We start from the raw sequence: 19,455 nt of genomic DNA, 5'->3' as shown, positions 1-19,455 counted from the left end.
TTTTAAAATTCTCCTTTTAAGTTTGATGTTTCAAATTCAGCTTCAATCTCTCCTCTTGTTTGGATTTGTCTATTTGTAAAGTAATGACCTGTTAGTTTTGCTTTTCGGGCTTTATTGGCAGGAATATATCTTAATTTATTTGCTCCTTCATGACAATCTAAACTAGAATTAATTTTATTACCATTATTAAGATAGAACATGTATATATCAAAAAAACCATCCTCCTCTAACCTAACATCTTCAACTAAAGATTTTGAATCTGATTTCTCATTTAGCTCATTATTAAAATAAGAATGAATTTTTATTTTTGAGGCAGATTGTTTTACTTCAATGTAACATTCTTTTTGGCCTTTTACGCCGTTAAATTCAAATTTTATATTTCCTTTATATCTTCCAGAGATATTAGGGATATTTACCAATAATTTAAAAAAAGGTAATTTCCACAAAACAGAATCATAAAAAGCTAAAATCATAGCTATTATAGTAACATTTCCAGGAGCTCTTAGAAACTCAATTCCTTTTGATTTTAAAAAAGGCACAATCCATTCTTCTAAAAGGAAATCAATACCTATTGCCAATAGTATAATTACTAAAATTAACCATGTTGTTTTATAGTACTTAAAGTTTAACACATCTAGGATTTATTTATTTATTATATAATATCATCAAGCAACACTTTCTTATGCTGTAAAATATTTAGTAAGTATTTTCTGGTATTTTAGCTATTTTTTCATTTTCCTTAATATTCAAAATAATTGAATATTCTTGTTTTTGATATTTTTAAATATCATTTAAACACGTTTTTCACTTACTTTTTCTTCCCTAAAAATACATATTCTTTGCATTGTAAATTCAATTAGAACCCAAAAAAGTTGTTATAATATTATTAACAACTTTTCATTTGTTTAAAACAAAACTATATTAAAATATATCATTAAAGTTATGGAAAACCATAAAGAAATAGTTTATAACAATTCTTGTATAAAAACAACATTAGACAAAAAGCGTTTTTTGTCTAATGTTGCTTATATTTATATCAATAAAACCAATAGAATCAATAGTTTATGAATAATCATACCAAAGGGCGTAATGTCCAAAGTCAAATAAATCTAGATAATCTTCCTGTTAATCATCACGAAAAAGGAAGGTTGTTTTTATCAAATGATGAAATTGAAACTTTATTAAAAGCAAGCAAAAAATCAAGATATCCAACAAGAAATCATTTAATGCTATTAATGATGTATAGACATGGTTTAAGGGTTTCTGAGTTAATTAACTTAAGAATTAAAGATGTTAACTTAAATAGGAATAGAATATGGATTAAAAGGCTTAAAAATGGTTTATCAGTGGAGCATCCGATACAAGGAGATGAACAAAGAGCAATAAAAAGATATTTAAGAAAAAGAAAAGATGCCCTACCCTACTTATTTGTTAGTGAAAGGAAAGAACAATTAACTAGGAAAACATTAAACTATATTATCAAAGTAGCTTCTAACAAAGCTGGGCTTGTAGGAGTACATCCTCATACTTTAAGACATTCTTGCGGATATTATTTAGCTAATAAAGGTTACGATTTAAGACTTATCCAAGATTATTTAGGACATAGAGACCCAAAACATACTGTGTTATACACTCAAATTGCTGGGGTAAGATTTGAAGGCCTATGGTAGAATATGCTTAAAAATTATAATATTTGATCATCGAAGGAAGGAATGTCATCTCCTCTATCCTGATCTAAATATCTTTTAATTAAGAAAAAAAGTGTACCAAAATTATCAATCATTTCATACCATTTATTAATAATATTTTCATCAAAAACATTGAAAGCATTACTTATTTCTTTAACTTCTTGTTTTGTAGGACGTTCTAATGTTATTACACCAAAAATTCTTCTCATTAATTCTGCGACACCTTTAATATTTTTATCATTCCAATCTCTCATTTTAATAAAGTAATAATCTACTCCAGCCAAAATAACACCTAGGTTTTCTTGAGTTGATTCTCGTAGTTCATGAAGAAATTCTAAATCTGTAGGTGAAAATTTTCCTGAATCATCTATTATTAATAGTAATTTATTCTCAGAATTGTTAATGAGAAATATAATCTGTTTAATAATAATATTAGTTTTAACATAAATATTGGCATTGGGGTTTAATTCTAAAAGAATATCTGTATAAAAAGATCTAGTATTCATACTTACTGTGCGTAGTATGTATAAAACATAATTTTCTTTTTTAGTATAATATTTTAGCGCTGTAGTTTTGCCAGCTCCAGTATAACCATTAATTCCTATTAATAAAGAATTTGTATGAGCATACTTACATACCTTTTGAATCTCCTCAAAATTGTATGTGTTAAACAACTTTTTCTCTCCTTTATTCATTTTAGACTTGATTAATTTTTCTTCGTTTTAATTTTTTCCTAGGGATTATAGAATTAAAAGGTTCTTTTTTGCTTAATCTATAATGCTTCAATAACGTCTTGGAAGAAAACTCTATCATTTCTTTATCTTCTATTTCTAATTTCTTGGCGTTATTATTGTTAAATGTTAGCACAGGATAAAAATTTAATTCCTCTTCTCCTTCAAGAATATCTTGATTAATTATGTCAATATGTTTTTTTATTCTTTTCTTGATTTTAGATTGATGTAAATCAATCCTTTTCAATTCCTTTTGATTAGGTAACATTTCTACAGGGAAATAACGTTCAATCTCTCCTAAATAATTTCCCGTTTTAATATCAAAAATTCTAATTATTGATAAATCGTTAGGATCAAACCTTACTAATACTTTAATTCCATTTAATTTATTTGCTAAATGAGTATTATAAATTATGTAATGGTATTTTGTCTTACGTATTTCAAATTGAATTGTAGATTTTCTAACCTTTAAATATTTTTCTTCAGAAAACAAAAAAGCTAAATTTTCAATTAAGATTGGTTTATAATTTTTAGAGACAAAAGATTTGATAAAAATAACGTCGGGAGATAAATTATCTTTACTGAATTGGTCATCTGAATTGTATTTATTAATAAATTTTGTTAAGTCAGATACTAATTCATTTTTCAATCTTAAATTATTTTTTTTTCTATAAAACTGTTCTAGCTCATGGTTTATTCTTCCTCCTATTTTTTTAGTTGTAATACCTTCTCTTAAACTCCCAAATAAACTATTTAAATATCTAGATTGAAATGTGTTAAACCATCTTTCTACATTGCCTTTGTCTTGTGGATTTTTAATCTTTGAACTTCTATGTAAAACCCCAAATGTTTCCAATTTATATTTGAACTCTTTAAAGATTTTAGAACTATATGAAGTATGATTATCTATTAAAAACTGATAAGGAAATACTTTTATACTAGATAGAATATTTTTATAGCATTCTAGGATAAGATTAGTGTTTTCAACTTCTCCAAAGCTATAACCCAAAATTTTATTAGAATAAACATCCAAACCAACGCATAGGTATAAGTATTCTATATTATTAGTTTCTTTATTGAAATAAGGAATGTTTATTCTCGTGCTATCAATTTGAATCACTGCACATGGAAATTCAGGTTTCTTTCTTACCATGCTAGGAAGAATATATTCATTAGTATATTTTATTCCCATTCTAAAAGGATCACACAAATTTCTAACTTCTGGTAAATTTACATATCGATGAATTGTTGCATAGCTTATGGGTTTTAACCCTCTGTTAATAAGATTGTTATTAACTTTTAAATATATACATCGTATTGAATATTGCTTTGGATTACTGTAGTGTTTCTTTATTAGCTTTTGAATATATGGTTTTAATTTATATGGTAATTTTCCATGCTTTCTAGTTGAATGTATTAAGGTTTCATTTATACTTCCTTTTTCTGCTTTATTTATTTTATTATAGAAAGAGTTAATATTTTTAGTTTGAAATTTTGCTTCATCAAAATTTTGATAAGCTATAAATATATCTTTCATTTTATAACTTTTTCTTAATTCTATAATTGTTAAAAATAAAGAATGTGTTTTACTAAATAAATTAATATCTCTTTCTGTAAAATTGTAATCAAAATAATAACCTCTATATTTAAACCATATGCTTTTGTTATTCCAAGAATAAGTTAAAGAGCAAATAATCAATTGTAATTTTACTTTATTTGTTTTTAGCTCATTAAAATTTTTATAATCTTCTTGATTAATTTTCTTTATAATATTTTTAGAAGTTGGAATATTATAATTTTCGATTACTTTAAGAGGTAAAGAATTTAATAATATCCATATTTTTTTGTTTATCTTAAAGGAGAAATAATAATCACATTTTCCTTTTTTATTTCTACTGAGGTAGTTTTCTAAAGTTCTTTTATTTAAACCAAGTTTAATTAGAAATGACTTCGATATATAAATTTTACTACTCACTATTTTAAACTTTTCCTCCATAATGTTATATTTTATAAGTTAAACATGTGGCTTTCATTTCTATATTAAATTAACTCAACTTAATTACTGTTGATATTAAAAAATAATTAAGAACATTTTTACTTTTTTAAATTTATTCGCTATTTTTAAGTATTATTTACCAATTCGTTAATTATTTACTAATTTTTATACGAAAAAGGTTGTTTTTATATAAATATAAGAAAAAAAATAAACATTATTAGTATAATTTTGATAGGCAAAAGAATAGCAAAATATAGAAAGCTAAAAGGGTACTCTAAAGTAAAATTAGGATTATTATCTGGAGTATCTCATGTTCAAATTGGACGATATGAGAGTGGTAAAGTAGTTTCTCCTAATATGAATAACTTAAATAAAATAGCTCTTGCTTTAGATGTTCCTACAGATTTTCTTCTTGAACGAGAACAGTTTATTGTTAGTGATGAAACTCTAGAAAATCAGTTTAAAATTTTATTATCTTCATTGAGAAAGGAAGAAGATAGATTAGCAATTCATCAAATTTTTGACAGTTTTATTGCTTCAACGAAATAAATGATAACTTACCACAAGACAAGAAAATAATTCCTTTTTACTTGATGTTATACAAACTTCAATATAAAGTTATGAAAAGGGAAATATAAATAATTTAAAAGCTGTAAAACTCGGTACATATTTGATGTATCGAGCTCTGAAACTAAGCCTTACTAGTTTCGGTAAGGCAAGTACATAAATATAATCATAAATTTTATAAATTATGTAAAATGGGGTAAGATTTCCACACCTTAATCTCAAATAAAATATTTTGCAAAAACTAGAAATTGAATTTGTATATAAAACAAAAAACGAGGGATCTTTTCCCTCGTTTATCAAAACATAGTTATTAAACTCTCTACTATCCACCTGAACCAGCAGTACCAACTTCTGGATGCATAGTAAACTCGACAAAATTTGTACCTGCAGGAATTGATAACGTTATATTCCTTGTTTCGTTGGGTTGCATATCAACTCCTGGGGTTGGACCATACTCAGTACTATTTCCATTGGCATCAAAAACATGAACTTCTAAACGTGTTTGTTGTGCTACATTAGAATTTAAGTTTTGAAAAGTTCCTTCGAAAGCATTGGTAGCTGCATTGAATGTAATAATAGCACGAATACCATTTAAGGTTTCGTCTGCGGTTACATTTTTTGCCCAACGTGTACCGCTTTCACCTTGTTCATTACCACCTTCAGCATGATTTCCTTCTCCTGCTTCTCCTGATCCATTTTCATTGTGCATCATTTCGCCAGCTTCGTTGTCATTTTGACTACACGATACAGTTACCAAACTTATTGCAAGTATTATCGCAAAAAATAAAACTACTTTTTTCATAATTGTTGAAATTTAAGTGATTAATTATTAATGTTAGGTAATCTTATTTCATCTTATAAGTTTTAGTGTTCACCATTTCTTTCGTTCTTATTTCCGTGTTCTCCTCGCTCACGACCTTCATGTCCATTGCCTTCATGAGAATGTTCATTGCTGCCTACTTCGGCATGTGTAGACCAAGTTGTAAATCCTTTTTTAGTTGATTTAATGACAAGTTCATGTTTTTGATTGGGTTGTAAAGTAATTGGTTTTGTTGGTCCTAATTCTTTACCATTGGATAGATGAATTTCTACACGTGCTCTTTTTATAGGTTTGTTATATTTGTTTTGCATAAATCCTTTAAAAGTGTTTGACTTCTCATCAAACTTTAAAACTAATTGAACTCCTTTTTTTGTTTGATTAAAGGTTTCATTTTTTTGTAGTAGTGTGTCATCTTCTTCATTCTCTCCTCCTTCATAATCACGCTCATGTGCTCTTTTCATCATTTTAGTTTCATGTCCTTTTTTCTCAGAATGATTTCTTTCGCTATGTTGCGCATTAGTTTTACAAGAAATCGTTAAAGCTATTGCCATTAAAATTGTTAATCGTTGTACATTTTTTAGTTTCATCTTTTTGAAATTTAAATTAATATTCATTTGTTCTGTTGTTGTAGAACGAATATAGTGTTCTAAAATTGTAGAACAAAAAGATTTTAAGCTTTTTTTAACTTTTAACTGAAAATTAAAGCGTGAAATATACTCTTAACAAGTAATTGAATTATTGAATACTACAAGAAGTATAGAAGTTTATTGGTGTTCTCTGGTAGAGTTTTCTATATGATTATTATGTTCTCCATTTTCACGATGTTCATCACTATGAGAAATATCAATAACTAATAAAAAAACAAAAATTAAGAATGGAATAACTGCAACTTGAACTATCCTTTTTAGTAAGGAGGAAGTTTTTTTACCCATCATTAAAAAACGTAGCTTGGTAAGAGAGTAGTTTACATTACTCGTAAGAATGTTTGTATTATAAATAGTAGCTACATCTAACAACATATTTTGATATGCAGATTGATTATTATGTATAGAAATTACACTTTCATCTGCAATAAATTCGTGATTTAACTTAATAGCTTTGGTTATAAAAAATGATAATGGATTAAACCAAAAGACTATTTGAAAAAGTTCTGCGAACAACACATCTATAGTGTGTTTTTGGTTAGCATGTGTGAACTCATGTGTGTATAATTCATTTGTGATTTTATTAGATAAATAGTCTTCTTTATTAATGAATATATATTTTAAAAAAGTATGCGGAAGTATTTTTTCTTCAATTAGAACTAATGTAGTACCATTGGCTTCTTTTATTTGCTGATTGTTATGTATCTGTTTAAAAATTGCTATTAAACTTTTAATTAAGCGGATTAATAAAAGACTTGAGACACCTAAGTAAACAAAGAAAAGATAAGGTACTATTGAATTTAAAAATGTGTTATTCTCGATTGTAGAAATACCATTTATATTAACGATAGGACTTTCTATAGAAATAACCAGGTTGGGAACTATAATAGCAACTAATAAAATTAACAATAAATACATTCGGTTAAATTGATGCATTTTTTGACGTTCTAAAAATAACTTGTAAAACGTAAACAAAAGACTGATGCATATAGTGGATTTAATAAAGAAGTGTATCATTTTGATTTGTCTTTTAATTGTTGATCTATAATGTTACGTAGTTCTTTTAATTCTTCTTCAGATAAATTGTTTTCTGTAGTACAAAATGATGCTAACTGTACTGCAGAATTATTAAAAAAATTCTTGATTAATTTGCTAACTGAACTTGAAGAATATTCTTTTTTTGCTACTAACGGATAATATTCTCGCTTTACACCAACAAGATTGTATGCAATGATTCCTTTATCGGTTAACCTTTTTAATAAAGTCGCTATGGTAGTTTTAGCAGGTTTAGGGTCAGGAAAATCGTTAAGCAATTCTTTTAACAATGCTTTTTCACGTTTCCATAAATAGTGCATTAATTTTTCTTCAGTGTTTGTTAATTGCATAATAAAAAATCTTTCTACAAAGATAGAACGTTATTTTTGTTCTAATAGTATAGAACATTTTAAAATCTTATAATTAACATTTGTTTTAAGATTATGAGGTTTTAAAAAACTTATTAGTTACTATTTATTTTTACCTTTGTATTATAATGCGAAGAGCAGTTCAAATAAAAGCATCTTTTTTATTAGCTATTTTTAGCTTAATATTAGTGCATCAGTCGATACCTCATTATCATCATGAGCATCAATCTGATGTAGAAATTGCTCATCATCATCATTCTGACACTACACACGAACATCATCACAATCATTCTGATGAGCAAGATAAAGCTGTAGTTACTAAGAGTATTTTAAATGCTCTTTTAGAGTTCCATTCTCATGGTAATACGCTTGTTCAAGATCACTTGCCTAGCTACACTATTCTTAAAAAGCTAAAGTCTTTTGATGTAGAACTAGCTTCAATAGCTATTCTTGATGATTGTTTTGGATATGTAGATGTTCAGCAAAAAAACAAACTACCATTATACACGCCACCAGATATTGTTTATAAAACATACTTGGCTGGGTTAGAATTACGGGGTCCTCCTGTATTAGGATAAACACGCACTACAATAGCCTAAATGGCTACAATACTGTTTAACCTAATAATATATTACAATGAATAAACGTATAGCGTTCACACTATGTGGATGCCTATTCTATATGTTTATGACTGCACAAGAAACTCACTTTAACAGTCTTTTTAAACAGATAGAACAAAACAATAAAGAATTAAAAGCTTTTAAGTCTTTTACAGAAAGTGAAAAGTTAAAGACAAAAAGCACTAATAACTTATCTGATCCGGAAGTAATAGGGTATTATTTACCTTTTGCTTCTCAAAGCAATGCTTCTGATTATACGGAATTTGAAATATCGCAATCTTTCGAATTCCCTACAGTTTATGCTGCAAGAAAAAAATGGAGCAACTTAAAAGCAGAGGAATTAGATTATAAGTACAATGAACTTAAACAAAGTGTATTACTAAAAGTCAATAAGCTATTGGTAAAAGTTATTTCTCTAAACAAACTAAAGAAGATTAGAGAAAACAGACACCAAAAGAGTAAAAAGGTTTACGAACAAATTTTAGCATTGTACCAAAAGGAACAAGTTGGTATTTTAGAACTTAATAAAGCCAAAATAGCTTGGATGCAAGTACGATTTCAGGTTGAAAAAACTGAACTTGAACAAGCGTCTTTATTAAAGGAATTAGCAAACTTAAATGGAGGTAAATCCATCGAATTTAATCAAAATGATTATTTAGAAAAAAGCGCTATTGAAACCTTTGAAACGCTTTGGAACAATAAGCTAACAAAAGATCCTTTATTAAATTATTATAACGCTCAAGAAAATGCCTCTTTACAACAAATAAAAATAGCTCAACAAAAAACCTTACCCAATTTAACACTTGGATACAATAACCAAGGAGTTTCTGGAAATCGTATTTCAGGAATTATGGGTGGTATATCTATTCCCTTATGGAGTACAAAAAACAAGGTAAAAGCTGCTAAATACAAGCATCAATTTCAGGTAGATAATAAACAGTCTAAGGTTTCTAATATAGAAGCGAAATACTTTCAGCTTTATAATAGCTATGTGTTACTACATAAAAAGTACACAGACTATAAGAACACCATGGAATCATTGAATAGCGATGAACTTATTTATAAAGCGTATGAACTTGGTGAGTTTTCATTTATGGAGTATCATCTTGAGTTGGACTTTTATCATAAAGCTATGGATGAAATGCTTGATATGGAGTTGGAATTACAGCTTTTAAAAACTGAATTATACAAACACACATTATAACCATAATTAAATTTAAGAACATGAGAAAAATTAAATCAATTTTAGCGCTATTAACGTTAACAGCCTTTGTTTTTATTGGCTGTAAAAATGATAAAAAAGAACATGGTCATGAACATGATGCTAACGGTAAACATGTTACCACCGAGGTAAAAAAAGATGAAAGTGCCAATGTACAAGAAAATGAAACTACAATTACTGTAAAAGCAGGTAGTGCATTGGAGTATAAATTCAAAATTAACAAAGGAGAAGAGTTAAGTTATAAATGGTCTTCTACTGCACCGTTAGTTTTTGATTTTCATGGAGACCCAGAAGAAAAGGATAAATATCCAGAGGGGTATTTTAAAAGCTATTCTAAAGGAACATCAAATGGAGAAGAAGGTAAAGAAACTATGGCTTTTAAAGGTTCTCACGGATGGTACTGGAAAAACACTTCAGATAATGATGTAAAAGTGACTTTAGCAACTAAAGGAAACTACATTATTATTGGAAAAATTCAATAACACTAAAACAAAACAGAAATGAAAAATATGGTTATAATTTTGTGTTGTGTATTCGTGTTTTCTTGCAGCACAAAAAAAACTACAAATGCTACTGAAACTCTAAAAGAATTTCCAACTAAAAGTGAAACTCTTTGGACTGATAAGACAGAGCTTTTTGTTGAGTTTCCAGCTTTGGTAGCAAGTGAACCTAGTAGGTTTGCAGCTCATTTTACACGATTAAAAAAACATCTTCCTATTACTGAAGGAAGTGTAACGGTAAACTTGATTAAAAAAGGGGAAGTTGTTGCTACTCATACTGTAAATGCTCCGAGTTCTCCAGGTATATTTTCACCTACTATTACACCTAAATCGCAAGGAAATTTTCAGTTAGTATTTAAAATAAATACTCCAACATATAAAGATGAGTTAATCATTGAAGATGTAATAGTTTACAATAGTAAGGCTATTGCTATAGAAGCTTTGGGAACTTCCAACGAGTCTGGGGGAATTACGTTTTTAAAAGAACAAGCTTGGAAAATGGATTTTCAAACAGCTCCTGTAGTAAAAAAGGAAGTTCATGAGGCTATTAATACTTTTGGTATTTGGGAAGCTGCTCCAAGTGATTTTGAAACTTTAGTAGCTAATGCTAGTGGTAAAATCACTTATACAAAGAATATTACTGTAGGTACTTTTGTAAAAAAAGGAGAAACTATCATGACAATTTCTAGTCGAGGTTTTGTCTCTAATAATTTAACCGTTAAATTAGAAAAAGCTAAAGCTGTTTACCAACAATCTGAGGCTAATTACAATCGTAAAAAAGAATTATTTGATTCTAAAATTATTGCGAAATCGGAATGGGAACAAGTAGAGCGTGATTACACCATAGCAAAAGAGAATTATCAGAATTTAGCAAGAGGATATTCTAGCAAAGGAAAAGGAATTAAAGCTCCTTTTAATGGATACATTCAATCGCTAAATGTTAGTAATGGAACTTATGTTTCTGAAGGAAGTTCACTTTTTACAATTACTGATTCTAAATCGAGCTTGCTTAAAATTCAGGTAAGCCCGAAATATTCTAATATACTTCAGCATATAGATAATATTTGGTATCAAACCGATGATACTAATTGGTCTAATATTAAAAGTACAAAGGGAGAAATTTTATCAGTAGATAAAACCGTTTCTTCAGAGAAACCGATGCTTTTAGTATATGCAAAAGTAAATGATGCTATTAGTATGCCAATTGGTGGTGTTACACAGGCAACTTTATCTGTAGGAAAACCAGAAAAAGGATTGGTAATACCTACCTCGGCTTTATTAGAAGATTATGGAAACTATACTGTTATTGTTCAATTATCTGGAGAAAGTTTTGAAAAAAGACAAGTTACTATTGGTAAACAAAATGGTGATGAAGTTCAGATTTTGTCAGGGCTTAAAGCAGGTGAATATGTAGTTTCTAAAGGAGCATATCAAGTAAAAACAGCATCAATGTCTGGTGAAGCTCCAGCACATGGTCATGCACATTAAAAACGAAGTAGTATGTTAAATAAAATATTATCATTATCACTTCAAAATAGGTTAATGGTGCTATTAGCTGCTGCATTTTTAAGTATTGCAGGAGTCTATTTAGCAAAAAGAATGAATATAGATGTGTTTCCCGATCTAACTGCTCCAACAGTTACCATTCTTACAGAAGCACATGGAATGGAATCTGAAGAAGTTGAAAAGTTAGTAAGCTATCAGTTAGAAACAGCAATGAACGGTTCGCCTAATGTGCGTCGTATACGCTCTTCATCGGCTGCTGGAATTTCCATTGTATGGGTAGAATTTGAATGGGGTACTGATATTTATAAAGCCAGACAAATTGTAAGTGAGCGTATACCCATGGTTCGTGAAAAACTTCCTAAAGAAGTAGGTACACCAACCTTAGCTCCAATTTCTTCTATTATGGGAGAAATTATGTTATTGGGTATTCGATCTGAAGAAATGTCTCCAATGGAAGTGAGAACTTTAGCCGATTGGACTATTAGTCCACGTATAAAATCTATTGGAGGTATTGCTAATGTTATTGTTATTGGTGGTGAGTATAAGCAATATCAAGTACTGGCAAATCCAAATAAATTAAGTCAATACAACATTAGTATTCAAGAACTTTTAGAGAAAGTTAGAGAGAGTAATATAAATGCTCCTGGAGGTATCTTAAATGAATACGGAAACGAATATATTATAAAAGGAAATGGACGCATTTATAATTTAAATGATTTAAAGGAAGCGGTTGTAAAACAAGTTAATGGTCAAACTATTAAGGTTAAAGATGTAGCTACCGTTATTATTGGTGCTGCCGATAAAATTGGTGATGGCTCTTTAAATGCCAAATCATCGGTAATCATGACCATTTCAAAGCAACCAGGAGTAAACACCTTACAATTAACAAAGAAATTGGATGAAGCTGTAGCAGATTTAAAAACTACGTTGCCAAAAGGAGTTACTATAGAAAATCAGATATTTAGGCAATCCGATTTTATTCAAGCTTCTATTAGTAATTTGCAAAGTACTTTATTAGAAGGTGCATTTTTTGTAGTGATTGTGCTGTTTATTTTCTTAATGAATTGGCGTACAACTGTTATCTCATTATTAGCAATTCCAATTTCTTTATTGGTATCAATAATCATATTAAAAGTATTAGGATATACCATTAACACCATGAGTTTGGGAGGTATGGCAATTGCTATTGGCGCTTTAGTAGATGATGCCATTATTGATGTAGAAAATGTATTTAAGCGATTAAGAGAAAATATAAAGAAATCTAAAGAAGATAGACTCTCAGTAATTGAAGTAGTACGAGAAGCTTCCATAGAAATTAGAAGTTCTATTATCATTGCAACACTTATTATTATTGTTTCTTTTGTACCATTATTCTTTTTAAGTGGCATGGAAGGACGTTTGTTAAAACCATTAGGTATTGCTTTCATAACTTCTGTATTAACATCGTTAATAGTTGCTGTTACTTTAACACCTGTACTATGCTCTTACTTATTAAAATCTGAAAAGGTGTTGAGCAAACAAGCTGAAGGTACTCGCGTAGAAAAATGGCTTCAAAAACATTATTTAAAAGCTTTAGATTATGTTTTAAAAGTTCCTAAACTTGTTTTAACAACCACTATTATAGCTTTTTTAGGTTCGTTAGTTGTACTCTCACAATTAGGGAGAAGCTTCTTGCCAGAATTTAACGAAGGCTCTTTAGTAATTAGTATGGTAGGTATACCAGGAATGTCTTTAGAAGAAAGTAACAAAAATGGTAAACTGGCGGAACAATTACTATTGAGTATGCCCGAAATAGATGTGGTTACCAGACGAACAGGTAGAGCTGAACTCGACGAACATGCGCAAGGTGTAAATGCTGCCGAACTTGATGTACCTTTCAATTTGAATGGAAAATCTAAAGAACAATTTTACGAAGAAGTTCGAAATAAGTTGAGTTTAGTCCCTGGTGTAAATATTACCTTAGGACAACCCATTGGACATCGTATAGATCATATGTTGTCTGGGACTCGTGCCAATATCGCTATTAAGATATTTGGAGAGGACTTATCTAAACTTTTCGATTTAGGAAAAGCTATTGAGCAAAATATAAAAGATATTGATGGTATTGCAGATGTAGCCGTTGACCAACAAATTGAAGTACCACAAATACGAATTGTTCCTAAACGTCAATTATTAGCTGCCTATGGAATGACCGTAAAGGATTTAGTAGAACAAATGGATATTGCTTTTGCAGGTGAAACTGCTGGTGATATTTATGAAGATCAAAAGTTTTTTGATTTAATGGTACGCTACGAAAAACCATATAGAAATTCTCAAAGAGCTTTATCAAATGCTTTAATTTCTTTGCCTAACGGTCAAAAAATCACGTTAAGTGAGCTTGCTTCAATACAGTCTGTTAGTAGTCCTAGCAGTGTGAGTAGAGAAAATGTACAACGTAAAATTGTGATTGCAGCAAATGTTCAAGGTCGTGATTTACGCTCTGTAGTAAATGATATTAAAACCAAGGTTAATGGTAATGTGAGCTTACCTAAAGGCTACCGAATAGAATATGGCGGACAATTTGAAAGTGAAGCAAAAGCTTCTCAACTACTTTTAATAACTGCTCTTATGGCTATATTGGTAATTCTATGGTTATTGTATTACGAGTTTAAAAATTTAAAACTGGCTTTTATCGTTTTACTTAATTTACCTTTAGCTTTAATAGGTGGTATATTAATTGTTTATTTTACCTCAGGAATTGTAAATATTGCAGCTACTATAGGCTTCATTAGCCTTTTTGGTATTGCAACAAGAAATGGAATTTTGTTAGTTTCAAGGTATGAAGACTTAAAAAATGAGGGTATAAAAGGTGTAGTTTTATTAAAAAATGGAGCAATAGACCGATTGAATCCTATTTTAATGACTGCTTTTACAACTGGATTAGCTTTGATTCCGTTAGCTTTAAAAGGTAATGAAGCGGGTAATGAAATTCAAAGCCCAATGGCAATTGTTATTTTAGGAGGATTGCTTTCTGCAACCTTATTAAACCTAATAGTGATTCCTTGTGTATATGCTTTGACTAAAATAAAAAAGATTGACTAATTTTAAATTAAAGCTTTCAGTAAATATGTTGAAAGCTTTAATTTAAATTTTTAACCTTAGAGAAAACCTATAAAAATCTTTGAATCTTGTTATTGTTAAAATGATTAACTCCATATAAAATAAAAAACAATCATTTAAAAAATTAGAATTTAGAAATTAAGTTCAAAACTCTTCTACCTTCATTTGTCAAGGAGGAAGATAGACTGCTCTTTCAAAAGTTATGAATTCTTTTTATAATAATGACCAAGTAAAAAGGCCATATAACCACAGCGTTATTTTATTAACGAAAACAGGTTATTTATAAAAACCGCAAAGCTCGGTACATATCTTGATGTATCGAGCTCTGAAACTAAGCCTTCCTAGCTTCGGTAAGGCAAGCTCACAAATGTAATCAATAATTTAAAATTATCAAATTTTTATAATTTATATAAAAAGGGAGAAGATTACCACAGCGATAAAAACTTAACTATTATAATATGTTTAATTTATAATATCTAAATAGAATAAATCTCCAAAACAGATAAGTTTTGGAGATTTATTAATAGTTATTTTAATGTGTATTTGGGTCTTCTTTTGCTTCCCCTTTAATACTCATTTCCATTTCATGGTCATATTGGCAACATCCTGGTAAGTTTTCATAGGCCGCTTCACTTCCCATTACTTTATCAGTATCGTATCCAGAAGCTGCAATAGCCTTGTGAATATCGTCTATGTTTGTTTTGTTTTCATCGTAAGAAACATTTATTTGCTTTCTAGTCTTATCCCATTCTGCTTTTGTTACTCCTGCTACTCCATTTGCAGCCTTTTCAATCGTGTTTTTACACATTCCACAGTTTCCTCTAACTCCAAAAGTACTTTCTGTTACAGCTGCTGCTGTAGTACTTGTTTGTTCTGTTTGCGTTGGTGTTTCCTTTTTTGCTTCGTTTTTACAGCTTACCAAACCGATAGCTGCTACCAAAGCGATACTTAAAACTACTTTTTTCATGATTGTTATATTAATTATTTAGTATTGATTGTTTCTTTTACGGCACCACATTTTAACATCATATCACCAAAATATGGATTTAACACTTTATTTTCTTTACTTAACCAAAAACCTCCTTTATCACTATCGGCCATTGGACAGTATTGCTTATAAGTTGTTTCCGTGATTCCAAAAGCTTCTACTGCCATTATTAAATGATTGGATAAGGGTTTAAATTCTTTTCGTTGGATTTTTATTTCCTCAGATTGTCCTATTATCTCACTCTTAGAACGTAAGGTTTTAGCAAGTAACATCCATTGTTGGTGTGCTTTTGGATTGTCTAACAATTTCATATCAACATTTGCTAGGCTCTTATCTAGCTTCTCTGCTCCTAATTTTGCTGTTTTTGCATCTGATTGTATCAATGCATCTTTTAAAGTGATATAATCATCATATACGCTTTGTAATTGCGATTTAAACTTATTGGATACTTCAAATGTTTCATTAATGGTTTTACTATGATTCATCATCGACTTTTTACCAGCCAATTGTGCTGATGCATCTATGGTAAATGTTCCGTGCGTAACAACTTCCTCTCCAGGTTTGAGTCCATTTGCTACGATATAGTTATCTCCTACTCTATTTCCTAAAATGACTTCTTTCATTTCGAAAATAGGAGCATCCGGTTTTACCTTTATATATACAATAGAGCGCTTACCAGTCCATAATACAGCAGATGCAGGAACAGTTAAAGGGCTATCCTTTTCCATTGCTTGAACAGCTAATTTTCCCTTTACAAACATTCCTGTTTTAAATTTTCCTTCTTTATTAGCTAATACTACACGTACCTTGATGGTTCTTGTAGAAGGATTCAACACAGGATCAATAAAAGCTACCTTTGACGTAAACACAACGTTTGGATACGCATTGGTAGTAATTATTATTTCTTGTCCTTTACGAAAACTTTGAATCTGATTTTCATAAATGTCAAAATTTGCCCATACGGTATTTAAATTAGACACTTTTAACAGGGCTTCTCCTTGTTTTACATAGTCTCCCTGTGCTACCATTTTATGAATAACAATACCTGAAATCGTTGCATAAATAGGAAAGTTTTCTCTTACTTTTTTAGCGCTTTCTATTTGAGCTATTTGTTTGTCAGATAGTTTCCAAAGTTTTAATTTGTTTCGAACTGCCTTATACAAAGCTGGTTGACTTTCTTTCAAACTAGCCGCTGTTAGTAATTCTTGTTGTGCTTTAATTAATTCTGGTGAATAAATGGTTGCTAACAATTGTCCTTTTTTAATTGTTTCTCCTGTTGAATTAATATATAAACGTTCTATTCTTCCTTGAAAATAACTGGCTTGTACAAGATTGGTTTCTTCGTTTTCTACTATTTTTCCTGATATTGTGAGACCATTTTCTTCTTCTACAGTACTACCGATAATAGTCGTTTGTACATCTGCCAATGCCATCGCATTTTTTGTAAGCTTAAACTGATCGGCTGCCAATCCTTCTGAACTAGACTCTGCAGGAATTAGATCCATTCCACAAATAGGACAATCTCCTGCTTCTGGTTGCATGATTTGCGGGTGCATAGAACAGGTCCACATTTGATTAGCAGCACTCATTTCTTTATGATCATGTAATGCATTTTCATTAGATGACCCTCCAAAAAGCAACCAACCTAATAGTAAACCGGTTACTAATATTCCTGTATAAATTAGATACTTCTTCATTTCTTAAAAGATTAACATTGTTATTACCATCACTATCATAATAGCATTTTCTATAAAAGTTGCTTCTGTCATTGGTAGTTTTAAAGCGGTACCTAAACAAGCACAACGAATTGCTTTTTTATCAAACAAAGTCTTGGTTACTCCTATAGTGGTTATACCTAAAACAACCAATGTTATTAGTAAGGCTATGTTTACTTCAAAACGCATTAAAAACATAAGTCCTAAAGCAGTTTCTATAAATGGATATATTTTCGCATACACTGGAACTTTTTTAGCCAAAGGATCATACATTCTAAAAGAATCTGGAAATCCTTTTAAATCGAGCATTTTAAAAAAGCTAAATACAATATAAAATAAGCCCATAAAGTCTAACATAAACTCACCCCAACTCCAATCATTTCTATGCATTAAAACACTTGCAACTGTAATATAGCCTAGAATTAAAAACAAGGGTTTTAATTGTACCAACTTGCTTTGTTCTTCATCAAACAGTTCATTTACAACATAAGAAGCTTCCTTTTTTTGTGCTATTTCTGAAATTTGATATTTTTCAGCCAATACCCCTTGTAAGTCAGCCAAAGGGATGTGTTGTTTCATCTCTACCGTTACTTCTTTAGTTGCTAAATCTACCACAGCGTTTTGAACGTTTTGAAGTGATGTTAAGCTTTCTTCTACAGAGGCTTTACAGCTTCCACAGGTCATTCCTGTAACTTTATATATATGTTTCATCTCTTTAATTTTGTGCGGTTAAATAGTGTAATGCTACGCTTTGGTTATAATAAGATAGCTTTGAGCTAATCATATTCATTTGAAACTTTAACTGTAATTCCTGTATGTCTAATACATCATTAAAATCAATGGTTCCCGTTTCATAACTTTTCACCAAAATATTTTGCGCATTCTTCGCTTGTATTAAGTTTTTTTGCTGCGTTTTATAATTGATAAACGCAGCATTTCGCAAAGAAACCACATTTTGAAGCTTTGCTTCTAAGCTATTTAATCGTTGTTGTTTTTGTGTTAATACTTCTTCTTGCTGTAAACTATGTTGTTTGCTAAGAGACTTGTACTTTTTATTGAATATCGGAATTGATACAGATACCATTGGCATTACAATATCCTTTCCGTTATCGCTAAACGACATATTGGGTCTTTTTTCAACATTTACATAGTCTATTCCAAAACCAAGCATTGGTTTGCTTTGTTTTTGATTCACTATTTCTGATTTTTCTACGGAAGTGTACAATCGATCAAATTTGATTAATTCTGGATGTAGTTTTAAATCTTCTGAATTAAAGCTTTCCGTCTTATCAGGCATTTGTAAACTGTCTACAAGCATCACGGGTTCTAATACCTCTCTATTTAATAATTTATTGAAAGATGCTTGTTCTCCTAAAAACTGTTCTTTTAAAACCTCTTTTTTCTGGGTCAATTCGTTTTGTCGAATTTGAAGTTTTAAGACATCTACAGCAGATGCTTTTCCTACTTCTACAGAGGTTAACGCCAATTTTTCGTAAGTAGAGAGCAACTCAATATTTTCTTCTAGAACAGCTTGCTTAGCTTTAATTTTATAGAGTTTATAATACGATTGAGATACTTCAGCAATCAATTTTCGTTTCTTTACAACAATATCTTGGTATGCGATATCTGCCAACGAAGCGGCATAATTTTCCCTTGCTGTAATGGTTCCAAAAAAAGGAAGCATTTGTTTTACTGAAACTTTAAATTTCTGTGCTCCTGTTCGTGTTTCAGGAGAACTAGCAAATACTCCTACTCCTATTTCAGTATTTGGTAAGCTATTGGCTTCTTGTTGTTTTTCCGAAATACGTTGATGCTTTATTTCAAATTGTTGTATTTCAGGATTATGTGTCAAGGCTTGGTTTATATAGACCTGTAACTCTTGAGCTTTTAAATCAAAGGATACAAAAGCAACACTCAATGCTATCGCATATATTATATAAGATTTATTCATTTGAT

General features: G+C 29.8%; 18 protein-coding genes. 7 read left to right on the top strand and 11 right to left on the bottom strand.

The window, feature by feature from the left end; translation table 11 throughout:
- Positions 1-2: 2 nt before the first annotated feature.
- A complete protein-coding gene (locus tag WH52_RS01325; protein ID WP_086029116.1) occupies positions 3-578 on the bottom strand; it encodes a Cap15 family cyclic dinucleotide receptor domain-containing protein in 576 nt (191 codons plus the stop codon).
- 486 nt (positions 579-1,064) lie between these two features.
- On the opposite strand from WH52_RS01325, the gene WH52_RS01320 reads away from it, so the two are divergent.
- Complete coding sequence (locus WH52_RS01320; RefSeq protein WP_086029115.1) at positions 1,065-1,670, top strand: tyrosine-type recombinase/integrase; 606 nt, start codon at positions 1,065-1,067, stop codon at positions 1,668-1,670.
- Between the two features lie 14 nt (positions 1,671-1,684).
- Here WH52_RS01320 and WH52_RS01315 read toward each other — a convergent pair whose 3' ends face one another.
- Positions 1,685-2,383, bottom strand: coding sequence for an ATP-binding protein (locus WH52_RS01315; protein WP_086029114.1), 699 nt, complete (start codon positions 2,381-2,383; stop codon positions 1,685-1,687).
- A gap of 1 nt (position 2,384) precedes the next feature.
- Positions 2,385-4,394 carry a Mu transposase C-terminal domain-containing protein gene (locus WH52_RS01310; protein WP_233131491.1) on the bottom strand — a complete coding sequence of 670 codons (2,010 nt, stop codon included), beginning with the start codon at positions 4,392-4,394 and terminating at the stop codon, positions 2,385-2,387.
- A gap of 249 nt (positions 4,395-4,643) precedes the next feature.
- Here WH52_RS01310 and WH52_RS01305 point away from each other — a divergent pair, with 249 nt between their 5' ends.
- Positions 4,644-4,964 carry a helix-turn-helix domain-containing protein gene (locus tag WH52_RS01305; RefSeq protein WP_158091342.1) on the top strand — a complete coding sequence of 107 codons (321 nt, stop codon included), beginning with the start codon at positions 4,644-4,646 and terminating at the stop codon, positions 4,962-4,964.
- A gap of 340 nt (positions 4,965-5,304) precedes the next feature.
- Here WH52_RS01305 and WH52_RS01300 read toward each other — a convergent pair whose 3' ends face one another.
- The 4 genes from WH52_RS01300 to WH52_RS01285 all read right to left on the bottom strand — a co-directional run bounded on the left by WH52_RS01300 (position 5,305) and on the right by WH52_RS01285 (position 7,831).
- Entirely contained in the window at positions 5,305-5,784 is a 480-nt protein-coding gene (locus WH52_RS01300; protein WP_086029111.1) for a hypothetical protein, read from the bottom strand.
- 62 nt (positions 5,785-5,846) lie between these two features.
- Complete coding sequence (locus tag WH52_RS01295) at positions 5,847-6,389, bottom strand: hypothetical protein (protein ID WP_143592006.1); 543 nt, start codon at positions 6,387-6,389, stop codon at positions 5,847-5,849.
- Between the two features lie 177 nt (positions 6,390-6,566).
- Positions 6,567-7,382: a M56 family metallopeptidase gene (locus tag WH52_RS01290; RefSeq protein WP_158091341.1), complete on the bottom strand. Its 816-nt coding sequence runs from the start codon at positions 7,380-7,382 to the stop codon at positions 6,567-6,569.
- A gap of 77 nt (positions 7,383-7,459) precedes the next feature.
- A complete protein-coding gene (locus tag WH52_RS01285; protein WP_086029108.1) occupies positions 7,460-7,831 on the bottom strand; it encodes a BlaI/MecI/CopY family transcriptional regulator in 372 nt (123 codons plus the stop codon).
- Between the two features lie 146 nt (positions 7,832-7,977).
- Here WH52_RS01285 and WH52_RS01280 point away from each other — a divergent pair, with 146 nt between their 5' ends.
- From WH52_RS01280 to WH52_RS01260, 5 genes are read left to right on the top strand one after another with little or no spacing between them, the layout of a single operon-like run.
- The gene (locus WH52_RS01280; RefSeq protein ID WP_086029107.1) at positions 7,978-8,427 is read left to right on the top strand and encodes a hypothetical protein; all 450 of its coding nucleotides are present in this window, start codon (positions 7,978-7,980) and stop codon (positions 8,425-8,427) included.
- Positions 8,428-8,485: 58 nt separating this feature from the next.
- On the top strand, positions 8,486-9,673 hold the full coding sequence (locus WH52_RS01275) for a TolC family protein (RefSeq protein WP_086029106.1): 1,188 nt from the start codon (positions 8,486-8,488) through the stop codon (positions 9,671-9,673).
- A 20-nt stretch (positions 9,674-9,693) separates the two neighbouring features.
- The gene (locus WH52_RS01270) at positions 9,694-10,173 is read left to right on the top strand and encodes a hypothetical protein (RefSeq protein WP_086029105.1); all 480 of its coding nucleotides are present in this window, start codon (positions 9,694-9,696) and stop codon (positions 10,171-10,173) included.
- An 18-nt stretch (positions 10,174-10,191) separates the two neighbouring features.
- Entirely contained in the window at positions 10,192-11,679 is a 1,488-nt protein-coding gene (locus WH52_RS01265) for an efflux RND transporter periplasmic adaptor subunit (RefSeq protein ID WP_086029104.1), read from the top strand.
- A 12-nt stretch (positions 11,680-11,691) separates the two neighbouring features.
- Positions 11,692-14,778: an efflux RND transporter permease subunit gene (locus WH52_RS01260; protein ID WP_086029103.1), complete on the top strand. Its 3,087-nt coding sequence runs from the start codon at positions 11,692-11,694 to the stop codon at positions 14,776-14,778.
- 550 nt (positions 14,779-15,328) lie between these two features.
- Here WH52_RS01260 and WH52_RS01255 read toward each other — a convergent pair.
- The 4 genes from WH52_RS01255 to WH52_RS01240 are packed head-to-tail and all read right to left on the bottom strand — an operon-like array spanning position 15,329 to position 19,450.
- Positions 15,329-15,763 (bottom strand): heavy-metal-associated domain-containing protein, encoded by a 435-nt coding sequence (locus WH52_RS01255; RefSeq protein ID WP_086029102.1) that lies wholly within the window; start codon positions 15,761-15,763, stop codon positions 15,329-15,331.
- A gap of 14 nt (positions 15,764-15,777) precedes the next feature.
- Complete coding sequence (locus WH52_RS01250; RefSeq protein WP_086029101.1) at positions 15,778-17,481, bottom strand: efflux RND transporter periplasmic adaptor subunit; 1,704 nt, start codon at positions 17,479-17,481, stop codon at positions 15,778-15,780.
- A gap of 3 nt (positions 17,482-17,484) precedes the next feature.
- Positions 17,485-18,210: a heavy-metal-associated domain-containing protein gene (locus WH52_RS01245; protein WP_086029100.1), complete on the bottom strand. Its 726-nt coding sequence runs from the start codon at positions 18,208-18,210 to the stop codon at positions 17,485-17,487.
- A gap of 4 nt (positions 18,211-18,214) precedes the next feature.
- The gene (locus WH52_RS01240; RefSeq protein WP_086029099.1) at positions 18,215-19,450 is read right to left on the bottom strand and encodes a TolC family protein; all 1,236 of its coding nucleotides are present in this window, start codon (positions 19,448-19,450) and stop codon (positions 18,215-18,217) included.
- Positions 19,451-19,455 lie beyond the last annotated feature (5 nt).

Source organism: Tenacibaculum holothuriorum (genome assembly GCF_002120225.1).
Lineage (GTDB): Bacteria > Bacteroidota > Bacteroidia > Flavobacteriales > Flavobacteriaceae > Polaribacter > Polaribacter holothuriorum.
The sequence above is the reverse complement of the archived record's forward strand: the minus strand, read 5'-3'. Positions and strand labels throughout refer to the sequence as shown.